The sequence below is a fragment of the Mesorhizobium sp. WSM2240 genome (assembly GCF_040438645.1).
Classification (GTDB): domain Bacteria; phylum Pseudomonadota; class Alphaproteobacteria; order Rhizobiales; family Rhizobiaceae; genus Allomesorhizobium.
This window is the reverse complement of the sequence record NZ_CP159256.1, coordinates 286,987-309,962: the sequence shown is the minus strand read 5'-3', so window position 1 is coordinate 309,962 and position 22,976 is coordinate 286,987. Positions and strand designations below refer to the sequence as shown.

Annotated in this window: 24 protein-coding genes and 1 pseudogene; 17 read left to right on the top strand and 8 right to left on the bottom strand. The window is 60.5% G+C overall.

The genetic code is table 11. From position 1 onward, the window contains the following. The first annotated feature begins 80 nt into the window (after positions 1-80). Positions 81-812 carry an acyl-homoserine-lactone synthase gene (locus tag ABVK50_RS31180; RefSeq protein WP_353646895.1) on the top strand — a complete coding sequence of 244 codons (732 nt, stop codon included), beginning with the start codon at positions 81-83 and terminating at the stop codon, positions 810-812. A gap of 9 nt (positions 813-821) precedes the next feature. Then, positions 822-1,580, top strand: coding sequence for a response regulator transcription factor (locus tag ABVK50_RS31175; RefSeq protein WP_353646794.1), 759 nt, complete (start codon positions 822-824; stop codon positions 1,578-1,580). Positions 1,581-2,076: 496 nt separating this feature from the next. Here ABVK50_RS31175 and ABVK50_RS31170 read toward each other — a convergent pair whose 3' ends face one another. The 4 genes from ABVK50_RS31170 to ABVK50_RS31155 form a co-directional block, all read right to left on the bottom strand. Next, a complete protein-coding gene (locus ABVK50_RS31170; RefSeq protein WP_353646793.1) occupies positions 2,077-2,490 on the bottom strand; it encodes a hypothetical protein in 414 nt (137 codons plus the stop codon). A 510-nt stretch (positions 2,491-3,000) separates the two neighbouring features. After that, positions 3,001-3,702: a thermonuclease family protein gene (locus ABVK50_RS31165; protein WP_353646792.1), complete on the bottom strand. Its 702-nt coding sequence runs from the start codon at positions 3,700-3,702 to the stop codon at positions 3,001-3,003. Beyond that, the gene (locus ABVK50_RS31160) at positions 3,699-4,229 is read right to left on the bottom strand and encodes a thermonuclease family protein (protein WP_353646791.1); all 531 of its coding nucleotides are present in this window, start codon (positions 4,227-4,229) and stop codon (positions 3,699-3,701) included. The genes ABVK50_RS31165 and ABVK50_RS31160 overlap by 4 nt, the downstream gene beginning before the upstream one ends. Then, positions 4,226-4,828, bottom strand: coding sequence for a hypothetical protein (locus ABVK50_RS31155; protein ID WP_353646790.1), 603 nt, complete (start codon positions 4,826-4,828; stop codon positions 4,226-4,228). The genes ABVK50_RS31160 and ABVK50_RS31155 overlap by 4 nt, the downstream gene beginning before the upstream one ends. 144 nt (positions 4,829-4,972) lie before the next feature. Here ABVK50_RS31155 and ABVK50_RS31150 point away from each other — a divergent pair, with 144 nt between their 5' ends. The 13 genes from ABVK50_RS31150 to ABVK50_RS31090 are packed head-to-tail and all read left to right on the top strand — an operon-like array spanning position 4,973 to position 17,908. Then, positions 4,973-5,878 (top strand): lytic transglycosylase domain-containing protein, encoded by a 906-nt coding sequence (locus tag ABVK50_RS31150; protein ID WP_353646789.1) that lies wholly within the window; start codon positions 4,973-4,975, stop codon positions 5,876-5,878. Positions 5,879-5,890: 12 nt separating this feature from the next. Then, a complete protein-coding gene (locus ABVK50_RS31145) occupies positions 5,891-6,226 on the top strand; it encodes a TrbC/VirB2 family protein (RefSeq protein ID WP_353646788.1) in 336 nt (111 codons plus the stop codon). Positions 6,227-6,229: 3 nt separating this feature from the next. Next, entirely contained in the window at positions 6,230-6,529 is a 300-nt protein-coding gene (locus ABVK50_RS31140) for a VirB3 family type IV secretion system protein (RefSeq protein WP_353646787.1), read from the top strand. A 2-nt stretch (positions 6,530-6,531) separates the two neighbouring features. After that, the gene (locus ABVK50_RS31135) at positions 6,532-8,946 is read left to right on the top strand and encodes a VirB4 family type IV secretion system protein (protein ID WP_353646786.1); all 2,415 of its coding nucleotides are present in this window, start codon (positions 6,532-6,534) and stop codon (positions 8,944-8,946) included. Further along, complete coding sequence (locus ABVK50_RS31130; RefSeq protein ID WP_353646785.1) at positions 8,943-10,007, top strand: lytic transglycosylase domain-containing protein; 1,065 nt, start codon at positions 8,943-8,945, stop codon at positions 10,005-10,007. The genes ABVK50_RS31135 and ABVK50_RS31130 overlap by 4 nt, the downstream gene beginning before the upstream one ends. Before the next feature lie 11 nt (positions 10,008-10,018). After that, entirely contained in the window at positions 10,019-10,717 is a 699-nt protein-coding gene (locus tag ABVK50_RS31125) for a type IV secretion system protein (RefSeq protein ID WP_353646784.1), read from the top strand. Positions 10,718-10,746: 29 nt separating this feature from the next. After that, positions 10,747-10,938, top strand: coding sequence for a hypothetical protein (locus ABVK50_RS31120; RefSeq protein ID WP_353646783.1), 192 nt, complete (start codon positions 10,747-10,749; stop codon positions 10,936-10,938). 9 nt (positions 10,939-10,947) lie between these two features. Continuing rightward, a complete protein-coding gene (locus tag ABVK50_RS31115) occupies positions 10,948-11,955 on the top strand; it encodes a type IV secretion system protein (protein ID WP_353646782.1) in 1,008 nt (335 codons plus the stop codon). Positions 11,956-12,000: 45 nt separating this feature from the next. Then, positions 12,001-12,696, top strand: coding sequence for a type IV secretion system protein (locus ABVK50_RS31110; protein WP_353646781.1), 696 nt, complete (start codon positions 12,001-12,003; stop codon positions 12,694-12,696). Continuing rightward, positions 12,693-13,508, top strand: a complete 816-nt coding sequence (locus ABVK50_RS31105; RefSeq protein ID WP_353646780.1) for a TrbG/VirB9 family P-type conjugative transfer protein — start codon at positions 12,693-12,695, stop codon at positions 13,506-13,508. The genes ABVK50_RS31110 and ABVK50_RS31105 overlap by 4 nt, the downstream gene beginning before the upstream one ends. Next, positions 13,508-14,731, top strand: coding sequence for a type IV secretion system protein VirB10 (virB10, locus tag ABVK50_RS31100; protein WP_353646779.1), 1,224 nt, complete (start codon positions 13,508-13,510; stop codon positions 14,729-14,731). The genes ABVK50_RS31105 and virB10 overlap by 1 nt, the downstream gene beginning before the upstream one ends. Continuing rightward, positions 14,712-15,743, top strand: a complete 1,032-nt coding sequence (virB11, locus tag ABVK50_RS31095; protein ID WP_353646778.1) for a P-type DNA transfer ATPase VirB11 — start codon at positions 14,712-14,714, stop codon at positions 15,741-15,743. Before virB10 ends, virB11 begins: the two co-directional genes overlap by 20 nt. Further along, positions 15,740-17,908, top strand: coding sequence for a type IV secretory system conjugative DNA transfer family protein (locus ABVK50_RS31090; protein WP_353646777.1), 2,169 nt, complete (start codon positions 15,740-15,742; stop codon positions 17,906-17,908). Before virB11 ends, ABVK50_RS31090 begins: the two co-directional genes overlap by 4 nt. Positions 17,909-18,201: 293 nt before the next feature. On the opposite strand, the gene ABVK50_RS31085 is transcribed toward ABVK50_RS31090, so the two are convergent. From ABVK50_RS31085 to ABVK50_RS31070, 4 genes and pseudogenes are all read right to left on the bottom strand, one after another. Then, positions 18,202-18,618: a curlin gene (locus ABVK50_RS31085; RefSeq protein WP_353646776.1), complete on the bottom strand. Its 417-nt coding sequence runs from the start codon at positions 18,616-18,618 to the stop codon at positions 18,202-18,204. A gap of 294 nt (positions 18,619-18,912) precedes the next feature. Then, positions 18,913-19,311, bottom strand: a complete 399-nt coding sequence (gene csgH, locus ABVK50_RS31080; RefSeq protein ID WP_353646775.1) for a curli-like amyloid fiber formation chaperone CsgH — start codon at positions 19,309-19,311, stop codon at positions 18,913-18,915. Between the two features lie 72 nt (positions 19,312-19,383). Next, on the bottom strand, positions 19,384-19,818 hold the full coding sequence (locus ABVK50_RS31075) for a curlin (protein WP_353646774.1): 435 nt from the start codon (positions 19,816-19,818) through the stop codon (positions 19,384-19,386). 880 nt (positions 19,819-20,698) lie between these two features. Further along, positions 20,699-21,602 (bottom strand): annotated as a pseudogene (locus ABVK50_RS31070) (ISNCY family transposase); the annotation flags it as partial. A gap of 358 nt (positions 21,603-21,960) precedes the next feature. Between ABVK50_RS31070 and ABVK50_RS31065 the strand changes: the two are divergent. Together ABVK50_RS31065 and ABVK50_RS31060 are read left to right on the top strand one after the other, a co-directional pair. Next, positions 21,961-22,437 (top strand): antitoxin Xre/MbcA/ParS toxin-binding domain-containing protein, encoded by a 477-nt coding sequence (locus tag ABVK50_RS31065; protein WP_353646773.1) that lies wholly within the window; start codon positions 21,961-21,963, stop codon positions 22,435-22,437. After that, complete coding sequence (locus ABVK50_RS31060; RefSeq protein ID WP_353646772.1) at positions 22,437-22,946, top strand: RES domain-containing protein; 510 nt, start codon at positions 22,437-22,439, stop codon at positions 22,944-22,946. Before ABVK50_RS31065 ends, ABVK50_RS31060 begins: the two co-directional genes overlap by 1 nt. The last annotated feature ends 30 nt before the right edge of the window (positions 22,947-22,976 follow it).

The following is a 22,976-nucleotide window of genomic DNA, read 5'->3' as shown; positions in this document are numbered from 1 at the left end:
GGCAAGCCCATATGGGGAAATATTCAGACTCCAGGTTCTGAGTCACCCTTTTGCGCATCACAGCGTCAAAAGGGGCTGCCATGATCATCGTAATACAGGCACATGAATATCGGCTGCAAAGCCATCTGCTCGACCAGATGTTCCGGCTTCGGAAGAAAGTCTTTTACGACAAGCTCGGCTGGGATGTTTCGGTTCGCGGGGAGTGGGAGCGCGATTCCTATGACGAGCTGGGACCGGCTTATCTGCTTTGGGTCGATCGCGAGGCTAGGGTGGTCTATGGCGCAATCCGGCTTCTGCCAACCACAGGCCCAACACTGCTTTACGATGTGTTTCGCCGGACATTTCCTGACCGTGTTGATCTCGTAGCTCCGGGCATTTGGGAAGGTACCCGGATGTGCGTTGATGAGGCGCTACTGCAACGCGATCATCCCGGCACCGAAGCGGGACATGCATTCTGCCTGCTGCTGTTGGCGCTGTGCGAAGTGGCCTTGGCGCACGGTATCCACACGATGGTGTCAAACTACGAACCGCATCTCAAACGCATCTATCAGAAAGCAGGGGCAGAGCTCGACGAGCTCGGCCGAGCAGATGGGTACGGGATGCGGCCCGTATGCTGCGGCGCTTTTGAGGTGTCGAAACGCATTCTCACGGCTATGCGGAAAAAACTTGGGGTTAAGGAGGCCCTTTACCAAGGCCCGGGCGGGGAAGTTCGCACGAAGGCGGTGCAGAACTGCCCCAGGGACCGAGCAAAGCACTGGCGCCGCGGTGCCGGGCGGCTCCTGGCGAGGGATGACCTGCTTGCCGAGGCTTAGGGCGATGCGGTGATAGACGACAGCAAAGGCGAGGGGCGGCACCGGGATGACACGCCGGCCAAGGTTAGACCATTGATCCTGATTGCGTCGCAAGATCTGGATTTTTATCTGATGCTCGACCACATTCTACGAGCGGACGACTTCCGCACGGCACTGATGGATGGCGCTGACGAGCGCGCCAGGTTCTCAGGCGAAAACATTTTCGCAATCATTCTGGATTGCCGCGCCGACTCTTCCTTTGCCGCAGATACATACCGGCAGTTGAAGGACGATGCTGCGATGCGGAATATCTTGTCTATCGCACTTTTAGGACCTGGAGCGGAACAGCAGCATGTGGAGCTCTTGAAGCTCGGTGTCGATGAGAGCTTTGTCCGGCCGATAGCGCCCGCAAGGCTGCTGCTTTCCCTGCGCGCGCGACGATCAGGAGTGCGGCCCGGCTATACCAGCCAAGAGGGCAGGAAGCCTCTGGTCTTGGGTGACCTCGAAATGAGCCTAGAAACCTATCGTGTGCACCGCGACGGCAAAGAGATTCATCTGGGACCGATCGAGTTCAGGCTGCTGCGCCATCTGATTAAGAATCCGGGCCGCGTTTTCAGTCGCAACGAACTCATTGCCTCGGCTTGGCCAAAGGGAGTGCATGTCAGCCCCCGCACGGTCGATATGCATATCAGTCGACTACGAAGCTCCCTGACGCGCGTGTCGAAGGGCGACTTGATCCGCACGGTGAGATCAGCTGGCTATTCGCTCGAGGAACCGGAATCCTGCTGAAATCCAACGGTGGTCCGTCACTGCGCTGGAAGATGGTGCGGAGCTTGGAGTCCAGTCAGAACAGTCGAAGCTCGCATGGGCTGTCGGCTCTCGAAACGGAGAGACATCATGTTGGATCGCGCCAAAGATGTGTCTGGCTCTACTGCCATGGCTCGTTGCATCGAGCGGCACCGGCGCTGGCGCGCGGTCGTCGCCGGCCTTGCACGGAACGAGGCTTCCTCCAGTAGCTGGACCGTCCGCAGCATGGCAGCGGGGCTGGGTCTTTGGGTTACTCGACCTCTGGAGAGATGGTCGCGGCGGCGCCTCATCCACCGGAAGCCCGCTGACGCTCGAGAGGCTGAACAGAAAGTCCTTTACCTGATGGCCGCGACTATCGCGCGGACCATGGAACTCAACCCCGATGAGACCGCCGCGCTCGGGGCAAGCGTCAAGGATTTCAGGACGGAGTTGAGGGACTTCCTGAGGGCGCATTGACCACAGAATTGCGCTGGAGCCTTCAGTATAGGATAGCCACCCATCCGTCTGGCGATTTCGAAAATCCGACCAGCCTTTCAGCAGGGTCTGCGGTAGGTCCCCACAAGACCCGGGACATACAGACAGCGCCGGGGCCGATGGTGTCCTCGTCGCACTGCCCCAGAGTGAGTTGCACGTCCGGAAACGTTTCGCCCTTGGCCTTTCGGAAAGCCGCCTGCGCTTCCTCAGCCGACGGTATCTCAATGCCGGATGCCTGGCACAGCGATGGATCGGTCGCGATGGCAGCCTTGATCTCCGCCAGTCTCGTTTCCGCGTTGGCGGCATCAGACGAGATCACCCGTTTGTCCCCTGTGGTGGCTATGACCGCTGCCGTCGCCAAAGCTCCAACGAGTGCTCCTACCACACCGACTACAATGCTTTCGGCCGATACTGCCATTTGGGATCACTTTCTAAGGTTGAACCAGTGACGGGTGGTGATCCCGTCCGCGTGTGTGATGTCGAAGTAGTAGGGATTTTTTCGCAGAGGGCGCGGCATCGAAACCGTTCGCTGGCAATCATCCCGGACACGGCCGCCGCACGTGGTTCTGGTCTGCGTGCAGAGATTGGGTTCGCCTCGTCCATTGTGATCGCTGTCACTGTGGCCGACACTCCAGCCCCCGGGACATTCGTCATAAGCTTCGTGGCCCGGTTTTCCGGTGCCCGCCTCGGGGCAGGTGGGCCAGGAAAAATTCCAATCTCCCATCGCCGAGATCAGCCGATACATGGGCGGGTGGCAGGCCGGTACCCCGCGCCACGACGGGTTCGAAGACGAGGCGCACAGAAGCACCTCGCAACCCCATTCGCTTGCATGAGCACGATCGATGGTGGAACACCACGTTGCGGCGAAAAGCACAGTCGCGATTGTGGTCAGCTTCGCAAGACACATCGAAGGTCTCCAACGGTGAGGCTATCGGTCCGTCCGCCGCGGACGCTTTCGGGCGTCTTCGAACGGCGGCGAAATCTCGCTCTCGCGCTCAGCAAGCAGGTTGAAATCCGCGATCGGCCGGCGCGCCAGCGTCCGGTCGATCGCCTTCGCGCGCCATTCGTCCATGTCGAGGACGTACGTTGCCCACATGCCATGCCGGGCGCTCATCGCGTAGCGCTGCCAATGTTGATACTCTGACGGGGCAGGGGAGGCGGGTTCGATACGGGCCCAGCCGACGCGCAGCATCTCGAGTGCAAGATCACGTCGGCCGGCGGTGCAGCGCCCGACAAGCTGGCTATCGCCGTCGCGGAATTGGACGGCGCATTTCACGGTGGCGCTGCCGGCGATCCGTTTGAGCCACGCTTTCGCCAAAGGACCGCAGGGTACCGGCTTGGGGATCATGGTCTCTCCGTACCGCCTTGGATCGTAGGACCATTGCGGCAACTCGCACGCATCGAGCGAGGCGAGCCGGACCATATGACCGGCATGGGGAAACCAGAGCGTCCGCCCATCGATGACCGAAACACGCCCGGAAACAGTCGAAGGGATGCCGGTATTTGCTTTTGACGTGCGGTAGGCGATAGCTTTTCCAGAGTCGGCCGCCATATCGGCCGAATGAGCCAAACCGGGCAGGGCGGTTGCGAGCAGGACTGCCAGGCCAGGTCGGATAACCGGCATCGTCATGGCGCAGTCCTCCTTTGGCCAGCAGACTGGCCAAGCAGGATCGCGGGATGCTGGACATCGTCGAACTGCCAAAGGCCGGCGCCCTTTTCCCGCGCGGTCTGTTCCACGACGGCATAGGCTGGGTGATACGGCAGACCATTTGCGTCGAGTGAGGCGAACGCGAAGCCGGATGAGATCATCAGACTGGCAAGGTCCAGCCTATCAGACCCGATAACCACGAAGCAGGAGACAAGGACCGTGTCGCGCGATCGTGCGATGCGCGCGCATCGGGGTTTCGCGTCAGCGACATAGGCGGCAAGAACGGCAAGCGAGGCTTCTCCACAGTCACGGCGGAAGCCGAACCTGTCGGTGTAAAACGTTCCGCGAAGACACGCCTGTACACCATAGAGCCGCAAGCGTGTGCCTCCGTCGATCCAGCTGTCGCCGCTTTCGAGCGTCACACCGGGTTGTAGGTCGAAATATCCTTCCGCGGCGCTCGCTGGTGCGGCGGCGATGGCCAGCAACGGAAGAAGGGCAAGGCGTCTCATTGCCCCGCGAACCTCGGATCGGCCCACATCCCGTAGCCAAGTCGGCCGATCTTTTCAGCCTCTTGCAGATCTGCGCGCGCGGGGGTCCCATCCGGCCGTTTCGCGATCCTGTGGCTGCCGACAGAGACCAGTTCCTCCTCGAACATATCGACGCTGTCGAGGGTGCCGGGATAATGGTAATAGCCGTAGCAGGTTGCGTCCTGGGCCTGCGCGTCGTTCTTGCTGACGAAGGCGCGGCAATAGATCACGCGGGGAGATTGAAGCAGCGTTTCGAGGTTTTGCCGGGCGTAATCGTTGCAGCTTCCCGCAAAGCCTTCCTTGCGATTGACCATGTTGCCCTTGCACGGCTCGATGCCGTAGAGGTGAAGCGTCAAACTGCTGTCGACCCGGAAATCGGTCGCCGAGATCGCGCGAAACCCCGAGGCGGATGCAAAGCCCTTCCGCTCCGTGATTTCTCCCTGGCCGTCATAATACTCGATGACAAGGACCGTCTTGCCCGGCGCTGCTAACGACCGGATGTAGGCCTCGTTTACGGGTTCTGCAGCCAGCGACGGCAGGCAGGCGCAAACCGCCAAAATATACCCGGCCGCACGTTTCATTCGCAGTCGCTCCAGCTTCTCACTTGCCGAGATTGGTCCGACTCGATTGCGATTGCAAGAAAAAATAACTACCTATTTGACATTGTTTTTTGACTCGCCTAACCATTTCGACGTCCGTGGTTACCAGGCTCTGGATGCGACCCTATGGCGACACAGCCCTTCATCCGATCGATCGCACCGCTGTTTGCGGCGACAATTCTGACGAGCATAGGCGCTATCGCACCAGGCGCCGCGCATTCGTCCGAACTGGCTGAACGCTCGGCTGCCAAAGCCTTTCTGCCTGTCAATGGCGACGCAAATCAGGGTGATGCCATCTCGGCCGATGCCGTCCACGAGGCGCGCTGGGCAAAACCTCAGCGCGACTATGCCCTCGCAGAATCTGGCCGGATTGTTCCTGCAGAGGACCAGGTCGGCAAAATCAACACAGAGCCGTCTCCAACGCCTGGCGGCGACGAGTGGCCGGCGCCTGGACAATACTATTCTGATAGTTTTTTTCTGGAGAGCGCTTCGCACGACTCTCCCGAATGCGGGCCATCACCGGCGACGCCCGAGGAAATCACACGTCTGATCTTAGAAGCCGCACAACGCCACAAGGTCGATGTGGGTCTCGCGCTGGCGATCGCCAGCGCGGAGAGCCGACTCGACCGGTTGCGCAATTCGCCCAAGGGTGCACGCGGGCCGATGCAGCTGACGCCCGAAACGGCCGAACGGTTTGGTGTGGCCGACATCTGCGACCCTGCGGCAAATGTTGATGGCGGCGTCCGGTACCTGCGTGAACTCATCGAGGAGTTCCGCAATCCGCTTCTTGTGGCTGCCGCATACAACGCCGGCGAAGGGCGTGTACGCGAACATGGCGGGATTCCACCGTTCAAGGAGACCGTCGGCTATGTGGCGAAGGTCGTCAATTTCCAGATTGGGATGGACGGAGCCAAGCCAATGGCTGGCGCGCGCGACGCCTTCGTCGACGACGAGCAGCCGGCTTCGAATGTCAGCGGAGTTATCACCTCACGTCAGCGCCGGCAGTGGGTCGGCGGGGTCATGCATTTCTAGCCGGAGACCAACATGAACAATCTTCCTTATTGCCTCGCCGCAAGACCCACATCGCTGGCAAGCGTGTTCGCCGCGGTCACGTTCATCTGCCTCGTGCTGGCAGAGCCGGCCTTCGCGCAGTCCTCGGGTCCGTTCGCGCCACTGGAGACGGCTGTGCAGATGATCGTGGATTTCATCACCGGGCCCTTCGGGCGGTTGCTCGCGATCATCGCCGTCATCGCGCTCGGCTTTCTAGCATTCGCGGGACGTCTCTCATGGTTCACCGCCGGCGCCGTGGTGCTTGGCATCGGTCTCGTCTTCGGCGCGCCGGCGATCGTCGACCAGATGATCGCAGCCGTAGGCCAATAAGCAATGGCTGAGTTCACCGACGAGACACCTCAGCTGACGCCGCTGGTGATCGGACTGACGCGGCCACCGATGATGTGGGGAATACCGCTGACCGCCTTCTACATCATCGTCGGCGTCACTTTGATCGCCTTCCTGGTCTCGACCAGCTTCTGGTCGGCGCTGATCGCTCCGCTGACCTACCTCGCTCTGTTCGCATTCTGCAGCCGCGACATCCGCATCCTCGACCTTGCCCAGATCGCCGGCCGCCGCACGCCGCGGACCCCGAACCGGGTGTTCTGGCGCACCAACTCCTACGGACCATGACCATGCTGAACGTCGTCATCGAAGAGCTGGGATTTGGCCGGGAGTGGCGGCGCGAACGGCCGATGTCGACCCACATTCCCTATCTGCGGCACGTCGCCGATACGGTGATCGGCCTCGAGAGCGGCGCGATCCTTTCGGTGATCAAGGTGGACGGCCTGTTTTTCCAGACCGAGGACGAGGCCGAGCTCAACATGCGCGCCGCCGTTCAGAACACCATGATCCGGGCGCTAGGTTCAAGCCGCTATTCGCTTTGGTCGACGATCATTCGCAAGGAAGTCACGCCCTCGATAGAGGGAAACTTCTCCGACGCTTTCTGCGACCTTTTGAACACGCGCTATATGGCGGCGCTTCATGAGAAGCGCATGTTCGCCAACGAACTTTATCTGACGATCGTCCGTTCCGGCATGCGCGGTGCGCTTGGGACCGCCGAGGCTTTCTCACGACTTCTCGATCGATCCTCCGGCGCCGAGGTTCGACAACAGCGTTTACAAGAACGAACCAACGAGCTCGAAGAGGTTGTCGGCAACATCACGCGTGAGCTCCAGAAGTACGGGGCGCGGCCGCTCGGGATCGTTCATCGCGAAGGCCAGCCCTATTCGGAGCCATGCTCGTTCCTCAACACAATCCTCACCTGCGGCATCTCGCGAGAGATGCGACTGCCGCGAATGGGTATCCGAAGCTATATCGGGACGTCGCGGCTGCATTTCTCGAAGAGGACGATGCAGGCGCAGGGTCCGACGGAAGCCGAGAACCGTTTCGGGGCTGTCCTGTCGATCAAGGAGTACCCGCCATTTTCGGGGCCGGGAATGCTCGACGGGCTCCTGCAGATGAACCACGAGTTCATCCTGACGCAATCCTTCACTCTTGCTGACAAACCGATCGCACAGGAGCGGATCTCGCGTTTGCAACGCCAGATCCGCGCATCCGATGAATCCGGCAGCACGGTGGAGACCGATATCGACTTCGCGCTGGACAGTCTGCTGAACCAGGAGGCGGTCTTCGGCTATCACCATTTCAGTCTGCTGTGCCTCTCGCGAGACCTGGCTGGCCTCGACAAGGCCGTCGCCGAACTCGGCTCATGCCTCACCGACATGAACATCAACTGGCTGCGCGAGGACCTCAACATGGAGGCATCCTTCTGGGCTCAGCTGCCGGGTAACCATTCCTACATCGCGCGTTCGTGCATGCTGTCCAGCGCCAATTTCTCCGGCTTCTCGTCGCTGCACAACTTTGCGACCGGGACAGCCACCGGCAACCATTGGGGGTTGCCGATCTCCATTCTCGAGACGACCTCCCAAACGCCGTACTGGTTCAACTTCCACCAGCGCGACATCGGTCACTTCCTGGTGACGGGGCCAACCGGCTCCGGAAAGACCGTGGCGCTCACATTCCTGCTCGCGCAGGCCTTCCGCATTACGCCCGAGCCTCGGGCGGTATTCTTCGACAAGGACCGCGGCGCCGAGATCTTCATTCGCGCTGTCGGCGGCGACTACGAGGTGCTCCAGCCGGGCATCGCCACAGGGTTCAACCCGCTGCAGCAGGAAAACAGCGCGGTCAACCGCGAGTTTCTGCACCGGCTGCTGAAAGCCATGCTCGATCCCGCCGATGGCACTGGCTTTTCCCAGGAGGAAGAGGATACGCTGGAGCGAGCGATCGGCCGCATCTGCCAGGAACCGGTCGAACAACGTACGCTTGCCAATCTGTCCGGCCTATTGATGGGCCGGACTAGATCCGACGCAAATGATCTGCAGTCACGCCTGCGCCCTTGGTTCGAGGGGGAGAGGGCTTGGCTCTTCAATGCGTCACAGGATGCGCTGTCGTTCTCGGGTCGTCGAATCTTCGGCTTCGACATGACCCATATCCTCGACAATCAGGACGTGCGCACGCCGGCCTTGATGTATCTTTACCACCGGCTCGATGAGCTTCTCACCGGCGAGCCGGTCATGATCTTCATGGATGAGGGCTGGAAGCTTCTCCAGGATCCTGTCTTCTCCAGCTACATCGTCGACAAGATGAAGACGATCCGAAAGCTGAACGGGATCGTCGGATTCGGCACCCAGTCGGCGGCGGACATTGCGCGAGCGCCGCAGTCGCACACGCTGATCGAACAATCCGCGACCAATCTGCACTTCCCCAATCCGCGCGCGGATGAGGAGAGTTACATCCGCCGCTTCGGCCTATCGGCCAAAGAATTCTCGTTTATCCGCAACACGCCGCCTGAGCGACGGACCTTCCTCATCAAGCACGTCAACGACTCCGTGATTGCCCGCCTTGATCTCTCCTCGATGCCGGACCTGGTGCGCGTCATGTCGGGGCGTAAGGAGACGGTCGAACTGTGCGCCGCGCTTCGTGCGCGCCTCGGCGACGATCCGGCGAAATGGCTGCCGGAGTTCTGCGGATGGGAGCGCTCAGTATGATCAAGCGTCTTTCCGTCATGCTTGCCTGTATTGCCTCGCCGGCATTGGCCGACATTCCGACCATCGACAGAACCGTGCTCGAGGAGCGCGAGGACCGCGACCGGAATACATCGGAAATCGAGGACATCGACAACGGTCGGTATGTCAGCAATCAGAGCGTCACATGCTCGATGTATCGGCCGGCCAGGAAGTCTGATCCCGTTGCCGCCGCCAATGCCAATCCCGCGATCGCCGGCCTGGTTCGTCGTATCGCGCGCGAGGAGGTGATCGCCGAGGACCAGTTTCTGGCTCTTGTCTATCAGGAAAGCCGCTTCAATCCTTGCGCCAAATCCCCTGCGGGCGCGCTGGGGCTTGCCCAGCTCATGCCCGGTACGGCATCGGATCTTGGCGTCAATCCACACAATATTGAGCAGAATTTGCGTGGTGGCGCGCGCTACTACAAACAGCAGCTTGGGCGCTACAAAGGTAATGTCTCGCTCGCACTCGCCGCCTACAATGCCGGGCACGGCAATGTGCAGAAATATGGCGGTATTCCACCCTTCCGGGAGACGCAAGGCTATGTCGCCAGTATAATCGGGAAGTGGCTTCCGGCGTTTGGCGGCTCCGACAAGTCGGCTATCCCGCTCAACTATGGCGGCGGTGGCGCCTATGAGAGCGCACGAACCAGCACAATGAATGCAATGGGCCTGACCGCGGCGGTCGGGGAGGGTTCTGGCGATGTTTTATCCTGGCTTCAGCAGCTCGGGCAGCTTGAGACCGGCACCATCCAGGACAGCTGGGACTACAACTCCGGGGCACGCAACGCGAACCTGGAATTCATCAATCGGCTGATCCTGCTCGGAACAGCGTTCGCCGACCTCACCAATTCCCGCAATGCGATGACCCTTGGCGACCTGTCGGGAACCAACCGCTCGACCCGTTACGAGGAGAATTCGGTCGACGACGATCGGCCGGTTGCCGGTTTCTGCGACGAGCGGAAGGGCCTGGTCTGGGACGATGTCGCGAAGGGTTGTCTCCTGCGCGTCGATGCGCAGGCGGAACTCCAGCTCAAGACACAGTGATGGAGGTCACGATGAAACGTTCGCTGTCAGTCCTTGTTATGCTGGGTACCGGCATAGCTCCAGTTTCGGCCGATATCCCAGTCATCGACAAAACCAACTATGCCGTCGCGCGCGACACGGCGGAAAAGACCGGCCGGATCCTCGACACCAATAAGGAGATCCTAACCACGGTCGAGGAGACGCTGAAGGCGGTGACCGGAGATCGCGGCAGCGATGCGGGATCGCTCAAGGATCTGGCGATCGGCAGTGGCTTCAGCGTCTCGTCGGTTCCATCCTTCGACCAAATTCTCAAGAGCGGCGTGGCGGATTTCGGGTCTCTGGATCCGAAAGCGGTGCAGGCGGCAACGCTGTTCATCAACGGGCTCCAGCTCGTCCGCTCGCTGTCCGGCAAGGAGGGCAGTTCGCTTGCCAGCGACAAATCCTATGAGGAGCTTTTGAAAACGGTTATGGGCGTATCAGCGCTGATCAACGGCTCCCAGCAGGCAGTCGAGACGCGGCGCTCAGCGCTCGAACGCGCCGGGCAGGGGATCGGCCAGGCCGGGGACATCAAGGGGTCGATCGACCAGAACACGCAGCTCCAGGTTCAAACGGGTCTAACGCTCAACGAGATGATCGGCGTGCTCAATGCCGGCGTGCAGTCGCTGCATGCGGAGAACCAGCGCAAACTCACCGACATGTCGAACACGCGAAAGGCGCTCCAGTTCGAATGATCGTTCCGCGATGTGGATCGAGGATTCTCATGCTTGCATTTGCCTTGTTGGCCGGCGGATGCGGCACACCGCGTGAGAAAACGGCGCCATGCAAGCGCCCGGCAAACCTCTTGAACTATGCCGATTCAAGGAGCGATTGCGGGCCGATGACACAGCTCAACGCAGACAGGGCGTCAGCACTGGCGGCAATCGAGGAACTGGCGGCTACTAAGCGAGAATAGGGTAGGGCGGTGGAAAATTTTATCGGCGAACTTCTCGATCGGATAGACGCATCGGGCCAGAACTTCTCCCAGCGCGCTTACGAAGCGCTCAGTCAGGACATCGAGCCGCTTCTTCGCCTGCTCTTCATCGTTTCCGTGCTCTTCTATGGTGTCCAGCTCTTTGTGGGAACGTCGCGCCTCAGCGTGGCCGAAGTCATCGGCAGGCTGGCCCGTGTCCTCGTTATCCTGATCATCGTCACCTCATGGGCGAACTTCAATTCGCTGTTCTATCAGTGGATCACCACGGTCCCCGAAGAGGCCGGCCGCGCCATTCTCGAGGCGTCCGCGACCGGCGTTACCGAACCGACCAACGGCCTTTCCCAGATATGGAAAACCGCGAACGTGGCCGCGGCCGCCTTCTCGGAGCAGGCCGGCTATCTGTCTGTCCTGCCGGCGTTGATCGGCATGATCATCATGGTCTTCGCCGGCCTCTTCGTGGCGATCGCGCTCGGCATCCTCGTGCTTGCCAAGGTCGTGCTTTGGGTGTTGCTCGGCACCGCGCCGGTCTTCATCTCCTGCTTCTTTTTCAATACAACCCGAAGCTATGCGATGGGGTGGCTCAACCAATCGCTTCTCTACGCGATTATTCCGCTGTTCGTTTATGTGATCGCAGCTTTCCTGATCGCTGCGATGGAGCCGGAGCTGACGAAGATCGACCGACTCTCGGGCGGCCGAGATCTGCGTCTCAGCGACTTCGCCGCCTTTATCATGCTCTGCCTCGCCGGCAGCTTTGTCCTGTTTCAGGTCCAGTCTCTTGCGCAAGGGATCGCGGGCGTGTTCGCCACCGCAATCGGACACGAATCCCGCAGGCATGCCTATCGCAGCGTTTATTTGAGCCGCGAGGCGGTCGGCCAGTCTGCCCAGCAGACGCAGGCGGCTGTGCAGCGGGTACAGGCGAGGCTTAGGTCCTCGCAGTCGCTGACGGGCGCAGCGATGCAGCGGGCGATCACGATGAATGGAACTGCGGAAAGACCTTAAGGGTCGCGAACATGATCAGCCGTCAACGGCATAGCAAGGAACCGAATGGCCGATAGCACCGAACCCACACTGCGTTCGTATTTCCAGCAGGGCGAGATTTGGGAACAGGAAATTATCAAGCGGGCGAAGCGCTCGGCGCGCGTGGCCTGGTTCTTCTCGATTGTTTTCGTAGGGATTGCCTTGCTTAGCCTGATCGCCCTCGTTCTCATGCTGCCGCTGAAGAGCTTCGAGCCCTATGTCGTGACGGTCGACCGGACCACCGGATATATCGAGGTGAAGTCGGGCCTGACACGGCCGGCCAAGCTGACGGAGCAGCAAGCCGTCACGCAGGCCAATGTCGTGCGCTACATTCGTGCGCGGGAAGGCTATGATCCCTATGCGATCGAGGAGAATTTCGGGATCGCGGCACTTCTGTCAACGGACCGAGCAGCGCGGGAACTTCAGGCGCTCTACAGCGCGGCCAATTCCCAGAACCCGGCGAAGATCTATGGCCAGCTGAAGCGAGTTCTGGTCGAGATCAAATCCGTGACCTTTCCCAATGCAAGCACGGCGATCGTCAGGTTCTCGACCAACGAACGCAGCGACACGGAATCGATCGTCCGCCATTGGATCTCGGTTGTCCGCTTCCGCTACACCGATACGCCAACCCGCAACGAGTGGCGCTTTGAAAACCCGCTTGGCTTCCAAGTCTATGCCTATCGCCGCGATCAGGAAACGGTCACGCCCGAGGAAGCGAGATGAGGGGCCGCTCGTTCGTGACCGCTGTTGCATTGATCGGCGCCGGCGCCGTCGGACCTGCACTTGCCGCGCAAACGCCGAAAGGTGGTTCGCTCGACCCACGCGTGACCAGCGTCACCTATCAGGAAAACAACGTCGTCCAGGTCTTTGCCACCTACGGCATTTCGACGATGATCATCTTCGACGAGGACGAAAAGTTCGAGACGATCTCGCTCGGCGACACCGAAAGCTGGCAGGTCGTGCCGGCAGAAAAAGGCAACCTTCTCTTCGTCAAGCCGATTGCCAAGGACGTGGCGACGAACATGAACGTCGTCACGGACAAGCGCATCTACTATCTCGAGCTGCATGACTTTGCGCCGGAGGCGGGCCGCAAGGTGTTCGGGATCCGTTTCCACTATCCAGAAAAGAACCTAAACGCGGCGCTGCGGCAGGAGGCGGAGCAGCGCGCCGCCTGGCCGAACATCTCCGGCATCGACAAGGCCAACGTCAACATTGACTACTCATTCTCGGGAGACGCGCGGCTAAAGCCCGATATGGTCTTCGACGATGGCAACAAGACCTTCTTTAAATTCGACCGCCGTGTGCCCGCGATTTTCGCGGTCAACTCCGACTTCTCCGAAACGCTCAGGAACTTCCGCAGGGAAGGGGAGTACATCGTGGTCGACGGCGCCGCGACACAGTTCACCCTCCGCGACGGCGACCAGTGGATCTGCATCTTCAATCTGAGGAAGCCGGATTTCGCAGCACCCGACCCTGCGATCCTTGGACCTGCCGAGAACGATCAAGCGACGCGGCGACGCAGGAGCGGCAACTGATGAAGCGCTCAGCCGAACTCGAAGCCCTCGGCCACAATGACGATCCGGTCATCGCCGACAGGTCCGTCCGTCGCAAACAGCTGGCCGGCGGAGCTGTTCTGATCCTGCTCGGCCTCGTGGCGGGCTATCTCGTTCTCGTGAGCAGAGAGCCGCCGGCTCCCGACATGCTTGACGGGGACGAGGAATTCACCACAACGACGTTCCGTCCACCATCCTTCGTGCACGATGGCGAGCCGGAGCCCGAGCCGCCCAGACCTGAGGTGGTCGCGATTCCTCCGCCTCCACCGCCGCCACCACCACCTGAAGAGGAGGTCGACACCACCGAATTCGACGTGCCACCTCCGCCGGCGTCTGACCAAACGCCGCCGCCGCCAGGCGCTGTCGAAGCGCCGGTAGAAGAGTTCCCATCACGGCTCCGTTCGAACATGGTCGTGCTCGACCACTCCGCGCCGACAGGGCCTGGTGGCCTCACCGGCGCGGATGGTGAGGGGCTGACTGTGGCCGGTGAAGATCGCAGCAGCAAATTTCTGGCAGCGGCAGCAAATGTTGCCGATCGCAGGGCCCAAGCGCGGAAAATCGAACGCATCGACGCGCTTGTCCCGGAAGGCACTCTGATACCCGGCATTCTGGAGACGGCTGTGGTCAGCGACCTCCCGGGACAGATGAGGGCGATCGTCTCGCAGGACGTTTATTCCTTCGATGGCCGCCGCGTGCTGATCCCCACAGGCACCCGGCTTGTCGGCGAATATCAGTCGGAGGTGACGCGTGGTCAGAAGCGGATCTTCGTCGTCTGGACGCGCATGCTGCGAGACGACGGCGTTTCCGTCCGGCTGAACTCGATCGGTGCAGACGGCCTTGGACGGGCGGGGCTGACCGGGCACGTCGACAACAGATTCCGTGAACGTTTTGGCGCCGCCATTTTGCTGTCGATCGTCGGGGGCAGCGCCAGCTATCTGACCGGATATGGCAGTCAGGCTGCTACCGGTAACAGTGACGATGCGCAGCGCGCGGAGGAGCTGGCTCGAGAAACCATCGCGAAAACCTTTTCCGATATGGCCAACCAAACCCTTGGAGAGTCTTTGCGGATTGCGCCCACTATCAGCGTGGGCCAGGGCGAGCGCATCTTCGTGTTCGTCCGTCAAGACCTCGACTTCTCCGCCCTGTACGAAGACCCCATCACCGAAACATTGAAGGAGATACGCCATGAACGCGGTCTCCACTGACCTTGCCTCGGACAGTCGACACTATTTCCTTTACCGGGCGCTGGCGCCGTTGAAGACGTTTCTTAACGATAGCGAGGTCGTCGAAATCTCGGTGAACCGCCCGGGACATGTTTATGTCGAGCGTCTTGGCGCAGCGCACATGGAGTTCCACGATATTCCCGAGCTCACGATGGCCGAGATCGTCAATATCGGCGAGCGCGTGGCCGCGAGCACCAACCAGTTCGTCAGTCCGGCCAACCCCATCCTCAGCGCGGCACTTCCATCCGGCGAACGCATTCAGGTGGTGCTTCCCCCAGCCGCACCCGACGGTGGCGCCCTCTCGATCCGCAAGCAGGTGGTGAGCGATTTCACGCTCGAGAATTATCGCGACAGTGGATCGCTCGATGAAGTGTCCGTTGCCGTCGGCGGGCTCAGCGAAACGGACTTGGAGTTGATGAACCGGCTTTCGGCCAAGGATATTTACGGCTTCATCCACATGGCCATCATCAACAGAGTCTCGATCCTTATCAGCGGCGGGACCTCCAGCGGCAAGACCACGTTCCTCAACGCATGCCTGAAATCGGTCGATCAGCATGAGCGCATCATCACATTGGAAGATACACGCGAGCTGTTCCCTCCACAGAAGAATGCAGTGCATCTCCTTGCTTCGCGAGGCGATCAGGGCACGGCAAACGTGACCATCCAGTCGCTGCTGGAAGCTTCGCTGCGGATGCGGCCGGACCGACTGCTCGTGGGCGAGGTGAGGGGATCGGAAGCCTCCACATTCCTGCGCGCGATCAACACTGGACATCCGGGCTCGATGTCTACCGTCCATGCCGACACGCCACTCGGCGCCTATGAGCAGCTGGCAATCATGGTCATGCAGTCCGGCTTGTCGGCGGCCTATCCGAAGGCCGACCTGATCTCATACATCAGACAAGTCATCCCAATCGTGATCCAGCTGCGTCGGGACGGGGGCCGGCGCGGGGTATCCGAAATCTTCTTCGCCCGCGAGCGGGTGGACGCACAATGAACGGGTCCCTGCGTGTTTTTTATATCGGCTTTTGCCTGAGCATTGCCCTTGTTGTCTGGCTGCTGGCCTACGGTCTCGCCCTTCAGCTGCTTTTTGGTGATGGAAGGATCCTTCAGGCAACAATCGCCACCAACCCCTTCGCCCCGTTCCGGCAGCTCATCGCCTATGGCGACAGCGGCGTTCTGCGTTCGATCGCGCTCGGTGCGCTTCTGCCCGCAGCTTTCGTTGCCGGCATCATCGGCTATGCCGGCTTGCGTCCAAGTTCGAGTCCGCTCGGAGATGCACGGTTCCAGACCGTGATGTCCCTGGGTCGTGATGGCTGGTTCCGCAGGAAAGGCAAGATTCTCGGCCGCTTCAAACGCCGGATCCTCCGCGTCGACGATGATCGGCATCATCTCATCATCGGGCCGACGCGGTCGGGGAAGGGCGCTTGCTACGTCGTCCCCAACGCTCTCACCCACGAAGGCTCGATGATCGTCACCGACCTCAAGGGCGAGATATTTCGGAGCACGGCAGGCTATCGCAAATCGAAGGGCAACCAAGTCTTCCTGTTTGCACCGGGATCGGAGAGGACGCACCGATACAATCCGCTCGACTTCATCCGACCGGATCGCGGCGATCGGACCACCGACATCCAGAACATCGCGGCGATCCTCGTCCCGGAAAACACCGAGTCTGAAAACTCGATCTGGCAGGCGACCGCGCAGCAGGTCATGGCCGGCGCGATCAGCTACATCAACGAGAGCGTTTATTATGATGGGCGGCGCAATCTCGGCGAGGTGACGGCATTCTTCAACAGCGGGGTCAATCTCCAGGCGCTGATGACCCTCATCAAGGATCGTGAGCCATATCTGTCGCGCTTCACCATGGAAAGCTTCAACGCCTATATCGCCCTGTCCGAGCGGGCGGCGGCATCCGCGCTGCTCGACATTCAGAAGGCGCTCCGGCCGTTCCGCAACGAGCGCGTGGTCGCCGCCACGTCGGTTACCGACATGGACCTTCGGGCGCTGAAGCGCCGGCCCATCTCGATCTACCTTGCGCCCAATGTCACCGACATCACGTTGCTGCGGCCTCTGCTTGCTCTCTTCGTGCAACAGACACTCGACACGCTATTGCTCGAGCCGACGGAACGGCCAGTGCCTGTGTATTTCTTGCTGGACGAGTTCCGGCAGCTCAAGAAGATGAACGAGATCATGACCAAGCTGCCCTACGTGGCCGGCTATAACATAAAAATGGCCTTTGTGATCCAGGACCTGAAGAACCTCGATGAGATCTATGGAGAGACGTCTCGCCATTCGCTGATGGGCAATTGCGGCTACCAGCTTGTGTTCGGCGCGAACGACCAGGTAACCGCGGAAGCTATCTCGAAAGGACTGGGCAAGCGGACCGTTCGCTACAAGACGGAATCCCGCACCATCGAGCTGATGGGGCTACATCGTCGTACGAAAGTCGAGCAATTGCGGGAACGGGATCTGATGATGCCGCAGGAAGTTCGCCAGATGCCTGCGGAAAAGATGGTCATTCTGGCCGAGGGTCAAAATCCGATCTTCGCCGACAAACTGCGCTTCTTTCGAACCGCACCGTTCCAGGCGATGGCGTGGTTCTCGCGAGCCAATATGCCGGAAGTGCCGGCGACGGAGTTCATGCCTCAACAGCCTGTACCGGCCACAGTCATGGACTATGCCCCTGTTGCCGCGTCGACAAGCCCGAATACCGACACGCCAAGGCCCCCTTTTCCGCGTTCTGCGCTTCCTGATCGACAGGAGAAAGGGAGGGCTCCTGATCGGAATGCTGTAAGGCTTGGAGCCGTCGAGCCAGATCCGATGGCCACCCTAGGGGAAAAGCCACCCGATCTTTGTGCTCATCGAGGGATACTCTCGGAAAACGCTGCACTCTCCCGTTCAGCCGCCCAGGACGGTGATACCCCTGCGGGCGAGAGAAGAAATGCGGGTACGACATCTGGCAGTTCCGACGCTATGACCACACGGCGGCCCTTGCTCAAGGATGATATCGATATGAGTTTCGACATCGCAGTGCGCCGTCTGAAGTCGTTGGTTGGCGGAAATGCGAGCCCTTCAAAAAAAGAGCATCCGTCGTCGCGGGATTGGTCAGCGATTTTCGACGCGACTGTCGCCGACGACGCGTCTGAGTTGGAGACACGTTAGCAACCGCCGCTCGGCGCGCCCGGCCCAGGTTCGCAGTTAACGCTCAAGCTTAGTTTTGCCGAACCACCGGCTCTCCATGGAAAAGCTGACGGGACGGCCGGGAGACCCCGAAACCGACTTCCACCATCAGGCGTGGCGAATGCGTCGCCACGGTTCCCATATGGAAACCGAATCGGCGCCGAAACCCATGCCGATTCACACTTGCAAAACGGCAGCGTGTCCGCTTCCGCCGAAGGAAAAGCCTGCTTTGAACTCAGCGTGCCGTAGGCATTGAAGACGTAAGCCGGGTAGCGCTACCAGCCGAATTGGAAGGTGGCTCCGGCCTGACCGTTGCCTCTCTGTCCGACATTTGCGGAGGTGTTCCTGCCGAACTGGAAAATTCCGTAGGAATTGCTGTTGCCGTTCTGCTGCAGCGTGGCCGAGTGGCCGCTGCCCTTCTGGCGGACTATTGCTTGATTGCCGTACCCGGTCTGGCCGATGCCGGCGGCATTATTGCGGCCATACTGGCGGATGTTGGCACCGTTCTTCAGGCCCTTGTAGAGTGAATAGAGCTGAAAACCAGTCTGCAAGGTCCGGGCGTCCTGGGTCCTGGTGGGCGTATAGCTCAGGGAAATGGAGCCTCCGGCGGCCGCCGGGCCGGGAAGGGCGGCCGAGCCGATGAGCATGGCGGCGAGACCCGCTATGAGAGAGTTGAAGAACCTGTTCGTCATCGAATTTCTCCTGGGTCGCTGGTGCGGCCGGCTTCAGAGCCGGTGACCTCATCCTGGCTCAGCGGCCCTGAACCGAAGCGGAACCCCGCATTCAGCGGGCGTTAATCGCGATCGAGCCCTTGAGACTGACCCGCGGCCGTCGCGGCCACCCCCCGGTCCTTCGGGCCATCCTGCCCCTCGATGGGGAGGTGCCGAGCGAAGCGAGGCGGAGGGGGTGAACTGAATCAGTGCCGGGAGTACAAAACAAAAAGGGCTCCGGTCGGCGGAGCCCTTTTGCCATGTGGAGGCGACTCGTCAGATCGCGCCGCCTACGCGATCGCTGCATTCGATCTTCTTACCGTTGACGGTAACCGTGAGGCTCGCGTCATAGCGGGCGCCGCGACTGCCCAGCATGACCGAACCGAGCGTTTCCGGGCTGGCGGGAGCGGCGGTGAACGCGCCGCCCTGATCGATGTTGGAACTGCCCGACGCACCGGAACTCTTCACGCGGAACCGATAAGAGCCGCTGACCGCCTTGTCGGCACGAACCACGCCTTCCAGGGTGGTCATGCCGCCGGATGTCTCGGCTCGTATCTCGCAGCGTACCGGCTCGGACTCCGAGCCAGCCTGGCCCGCGCCCGCGGCAATCGCAGCGGCACCGAGGCCGAGCAGGAGCGGCGCCGCGCGTGCCGGAAAACCCTTACTCTTGAACATAGTCTTTCTCCTTGTTGCCTGCGCCAGGAACGAGGGGACCCGTCTTGCTCCCCTCGGCTACCTGAACGAACCTCACGGGCAAGTCTGTACGAAGGCGGCCACGTTGCCGGAGCCGGCCTGCTTGACATTGGCGCTGCAGCCGTTGCCGACCTGTACGCCGGCCGTCACGTTGCGGTTGCCGTCCTGGGTCAGGATGGCGGTGTGGTTCGAGCCGAACTGGCCGACGCCGGCACTGTTCAGCCTACCCTTCTGGTAGACGTCGGCGAAATTCCTGCGGCCTTCCTGGCCGATCGCCACGAGATTGCGCCGACCCTTCTGATTGGCGACGGCTTCGTTGTACTTGCCGCTCTGATGGATGCTGATGCGGTTCCTGTAGCCGGCCTGGGCGCCGCCGCCGGAATTGGCGAAGCCGTACTGCTTGATGAACACGTCGTTGGCCATGGCCGGCACGGTGATGAAGCCGATGAGGGCGGCGAGGGCGCCTGTGATGAGGAACTTGCTCGACATTTCCGTCTCCTGGGTTGGCGGCCTATGCCGCGTGTTGACGGTTCACGTTCTAAGGGCCCGCTCCGGAACCCAGGCTGAACCGGACATTCAGCGGCCGTTCACCGGGCGAGTGAAGCGAAGCGGACATTGAGTTGCTATCGGAACTTGCCGGGCAATCAACCTCGCCGGCGAAGACTGCTCGAATTGATTTCGATATCTAGGGAGATCTCAAGCAGGCATTACTTGACCCCGCCTATTTCAGCTTCCTTTGTGATATGTGACCCATAGAAATATCTTGGTCGCATTTCACGCGGTGTGCCCGGCGAGCGCGCAGGAGCCGAGCCGTTATGCCTCGTAGAAATAGGCCTGGCAGAACGCTTTGAGGCCGGCGGCGCGGATGCGGACGTTTGCGACCTGGGCGAGATACCCGAATGCGAAGGAGAGATTGGCCGAGCCTTTGGGGTTCAAACAACCGGTAGCACGAGCCCTTACCAGCGGCTACTTCGACAGCTTGGGGCGGCGACATTGACGACCCGGTGCTGGCACAGCATTTGCCGAGGGAGGTTTTAAAAAAATAAGTCCGCCAGGGCGAACCGTGGCAGGCGAATCACAGGAGGAGACCTGATATTATCGGACAAGTGGCCAGCTTGATATCGACGTGCAGCGATTTTCGAGCGATGGAGATAGCTATGTCCAGGCGTAGGTACACGACTCGACACCTCCGGTTCCGCCGTGCGGTCAAGCTTTCGTGGAACCGCACTGACGCGGGCGAATAACGGCCAGATGGCCGTCACGAGATTCTTGTGGAAGGCGAGGCGTTCCGCATGATGAAGCGGACGGATATGATGTGCCGTATAGTAGTGGGTCACTGACGTAAGTTGCTTCCGGCCGCATGCTCGGCGAGCGGGCGATGCATGGCCTTCGGATTGCGCGGCTCCTTGCCAAAGCGGGCGTTGAAGTCCGCGATAAACTCGGGCGCATAGACGTTCGCCGCCGCGATCGTGTCGATGCCGCGCAGGCGCAGCTCCTTGACCAGCCGGTCCTGTAAAGTCTGATTGGCGCGCTCGACGCGGCCTTTGGCCTGGCTCGAATTGGCGCACAGGATCTCGATGTTGAGTTCCGCCAGAGCACGGCCGAACTGCGTCATGCCGCGGCCGGCCTTGGCGTCCTTCTTGGAAACGCGAAACACCGTGTGCTTGTCGGAATAAAACGCCACCGGACAGCCATGCGCCTTCAGATAGAGCTCGAGCGCCTCGAAGTAGCTGAAGGTGCTCTCCGACTTCACAAAGCGAAGCTGCTGAAGCGTGCTGGTCGCGTCGTCGATGAAGACGAGCAGGGTGCATGGATCGCCCCGCTCCTCGAACCAACGATGATCGCTGCCGTCGATCTGCACCAACTCGCCATATGACTCCCGACGTAATCTGGGCTAATGGAACGTCCTGCGCGGCTTTCGGGACAGCCAGATTCCGGCTTCCGCCATCCACTTGCGCAATGTCTCTCGCGATACGACCAAGCCACGGTTTGGCCGCCAGGGTTGGCCCGAAATCGAGATAGTGTTCCCGGATCAACTGAACCGCCAGTTCGCCGACGCCGGCGGCATATCGATGGTTCGATGGTCGTCCTCGAGCCTAGTGCCGAAGTGCTGCGGCGCCTTCGGCCCGGAACGCCTTCAGCAGACGCTGGACCTGACGCGTCTTCATATCCAGGACACGCGCGGCCGAGACAACGGTCATGCGCCGCTCCAAAACCTTCGACAGCACCTCGATACGCTGAAACTCGCGCTCGCTCATCAATATCAGTCCCAATCTGCTGCCTCCCGCCGTCATTGACGAACAGGGCGACATTCCTACTTTGCAGAATCAAGACATTTTAACTTTGCGCCAATAAGAGAAAGTCGCATAACATATCTTATGGAACTTACTAAGTAATTGAAATAGCAAGTTTATTTTGCGCAGCGTGTCAAGGAGCCGTACATTCACATTCCGGTCCGGGCTATCCACAGGCGCCTTACGCGGCCACCCCGGGCGATCTTGCTGAGAACGGTTTCGATGACGCGCGCCGGCCTCGGTTGGGGCCACCGTCAGCGGCATCTCACGTCTCAGACTTGAAACCTCGCGTCATCTGTCATATTTGGAAGCGACATATGGCGTAAGGAGACAACTTGTGGCAAGTGCATTGGGGAAGGCGCGTCCAGAAGGAAATGAATTGCACAAGGTGTCCGAATTGCTCGGCGGCGCCCGCATTTTATCACGGCGTCTGACCAGTCCACTGGACGCCCATGAACTGCTTCTGCGCGGTCTGCCTGCCTCGGCACTGGACCATCTCGTTGGGAGGCTCGTCTTTATCCAGAAGACCGATTCACTTGAGAAGGCCGTGGGCATGAGTGTGCGTACCTATCAACGCAGAAAGGATGCTCCTTCCAAGCCCCTTAGTCAGGAGCAAAGCGGGCGAACCTGGAAATTTGCGGAGATCCTGTCGAAAGCGACTGACGTTTTCGGGTCGCAGGCGGAAGCGGAGCAATGGCTGGAGCGCCCGGCAATCGGGCTGGACCAGCGTAGTCCCATCGACCTTCTGTCGACGCCGGCGGGCGTCGAGCTCGTAGAGGACTATCTCGAGCGGCTTGAGTTCGGCGTCTATTGATGACGCCGCTGCCGGCAGTGCTTGGCGGCTCCGAGTTGGTTGTCTGGCGGCTCGATCAGGCCAGCTACGCTGCCAATTGGGATAGTGGCGAAGGCGCATACAAAGTGGGCGGCCGATGGAACAGCAGGGGCGTCCGCGCGGTGTATTGTTCAATCGACCCCTCGACCGCGATTCTTGAAGTTGCGGTCCACAAAGGTTTTAGGGTGCTCGACACGGTCGCGCATGTAATAACAGCGGCAGCGATTGAGAATGTAACGGCCGTTCATGTCGTCGGCCCCGCTGCCGTTCCGAACCCGAACTGGTTGCGTCCGGGAATTCCGAGTGCTGGGCAACAGGCGTTCGGGGACGATCTCCTCCAGCGGCACAATTTTGTTGTGATTCCAAGCGCCGTCTCGCAGCACAGCTGGAACCTGATCTTCGACGCGAGCGTTACGAAGGGCGGCTATTCTATGAAGCTACAAGAGGCTTTCGCCCTCGACCCACGATTGCATCCGGCGCCAACCAAGTGACGGCACGTGTATCGAAAGCGGTGCAGAAGA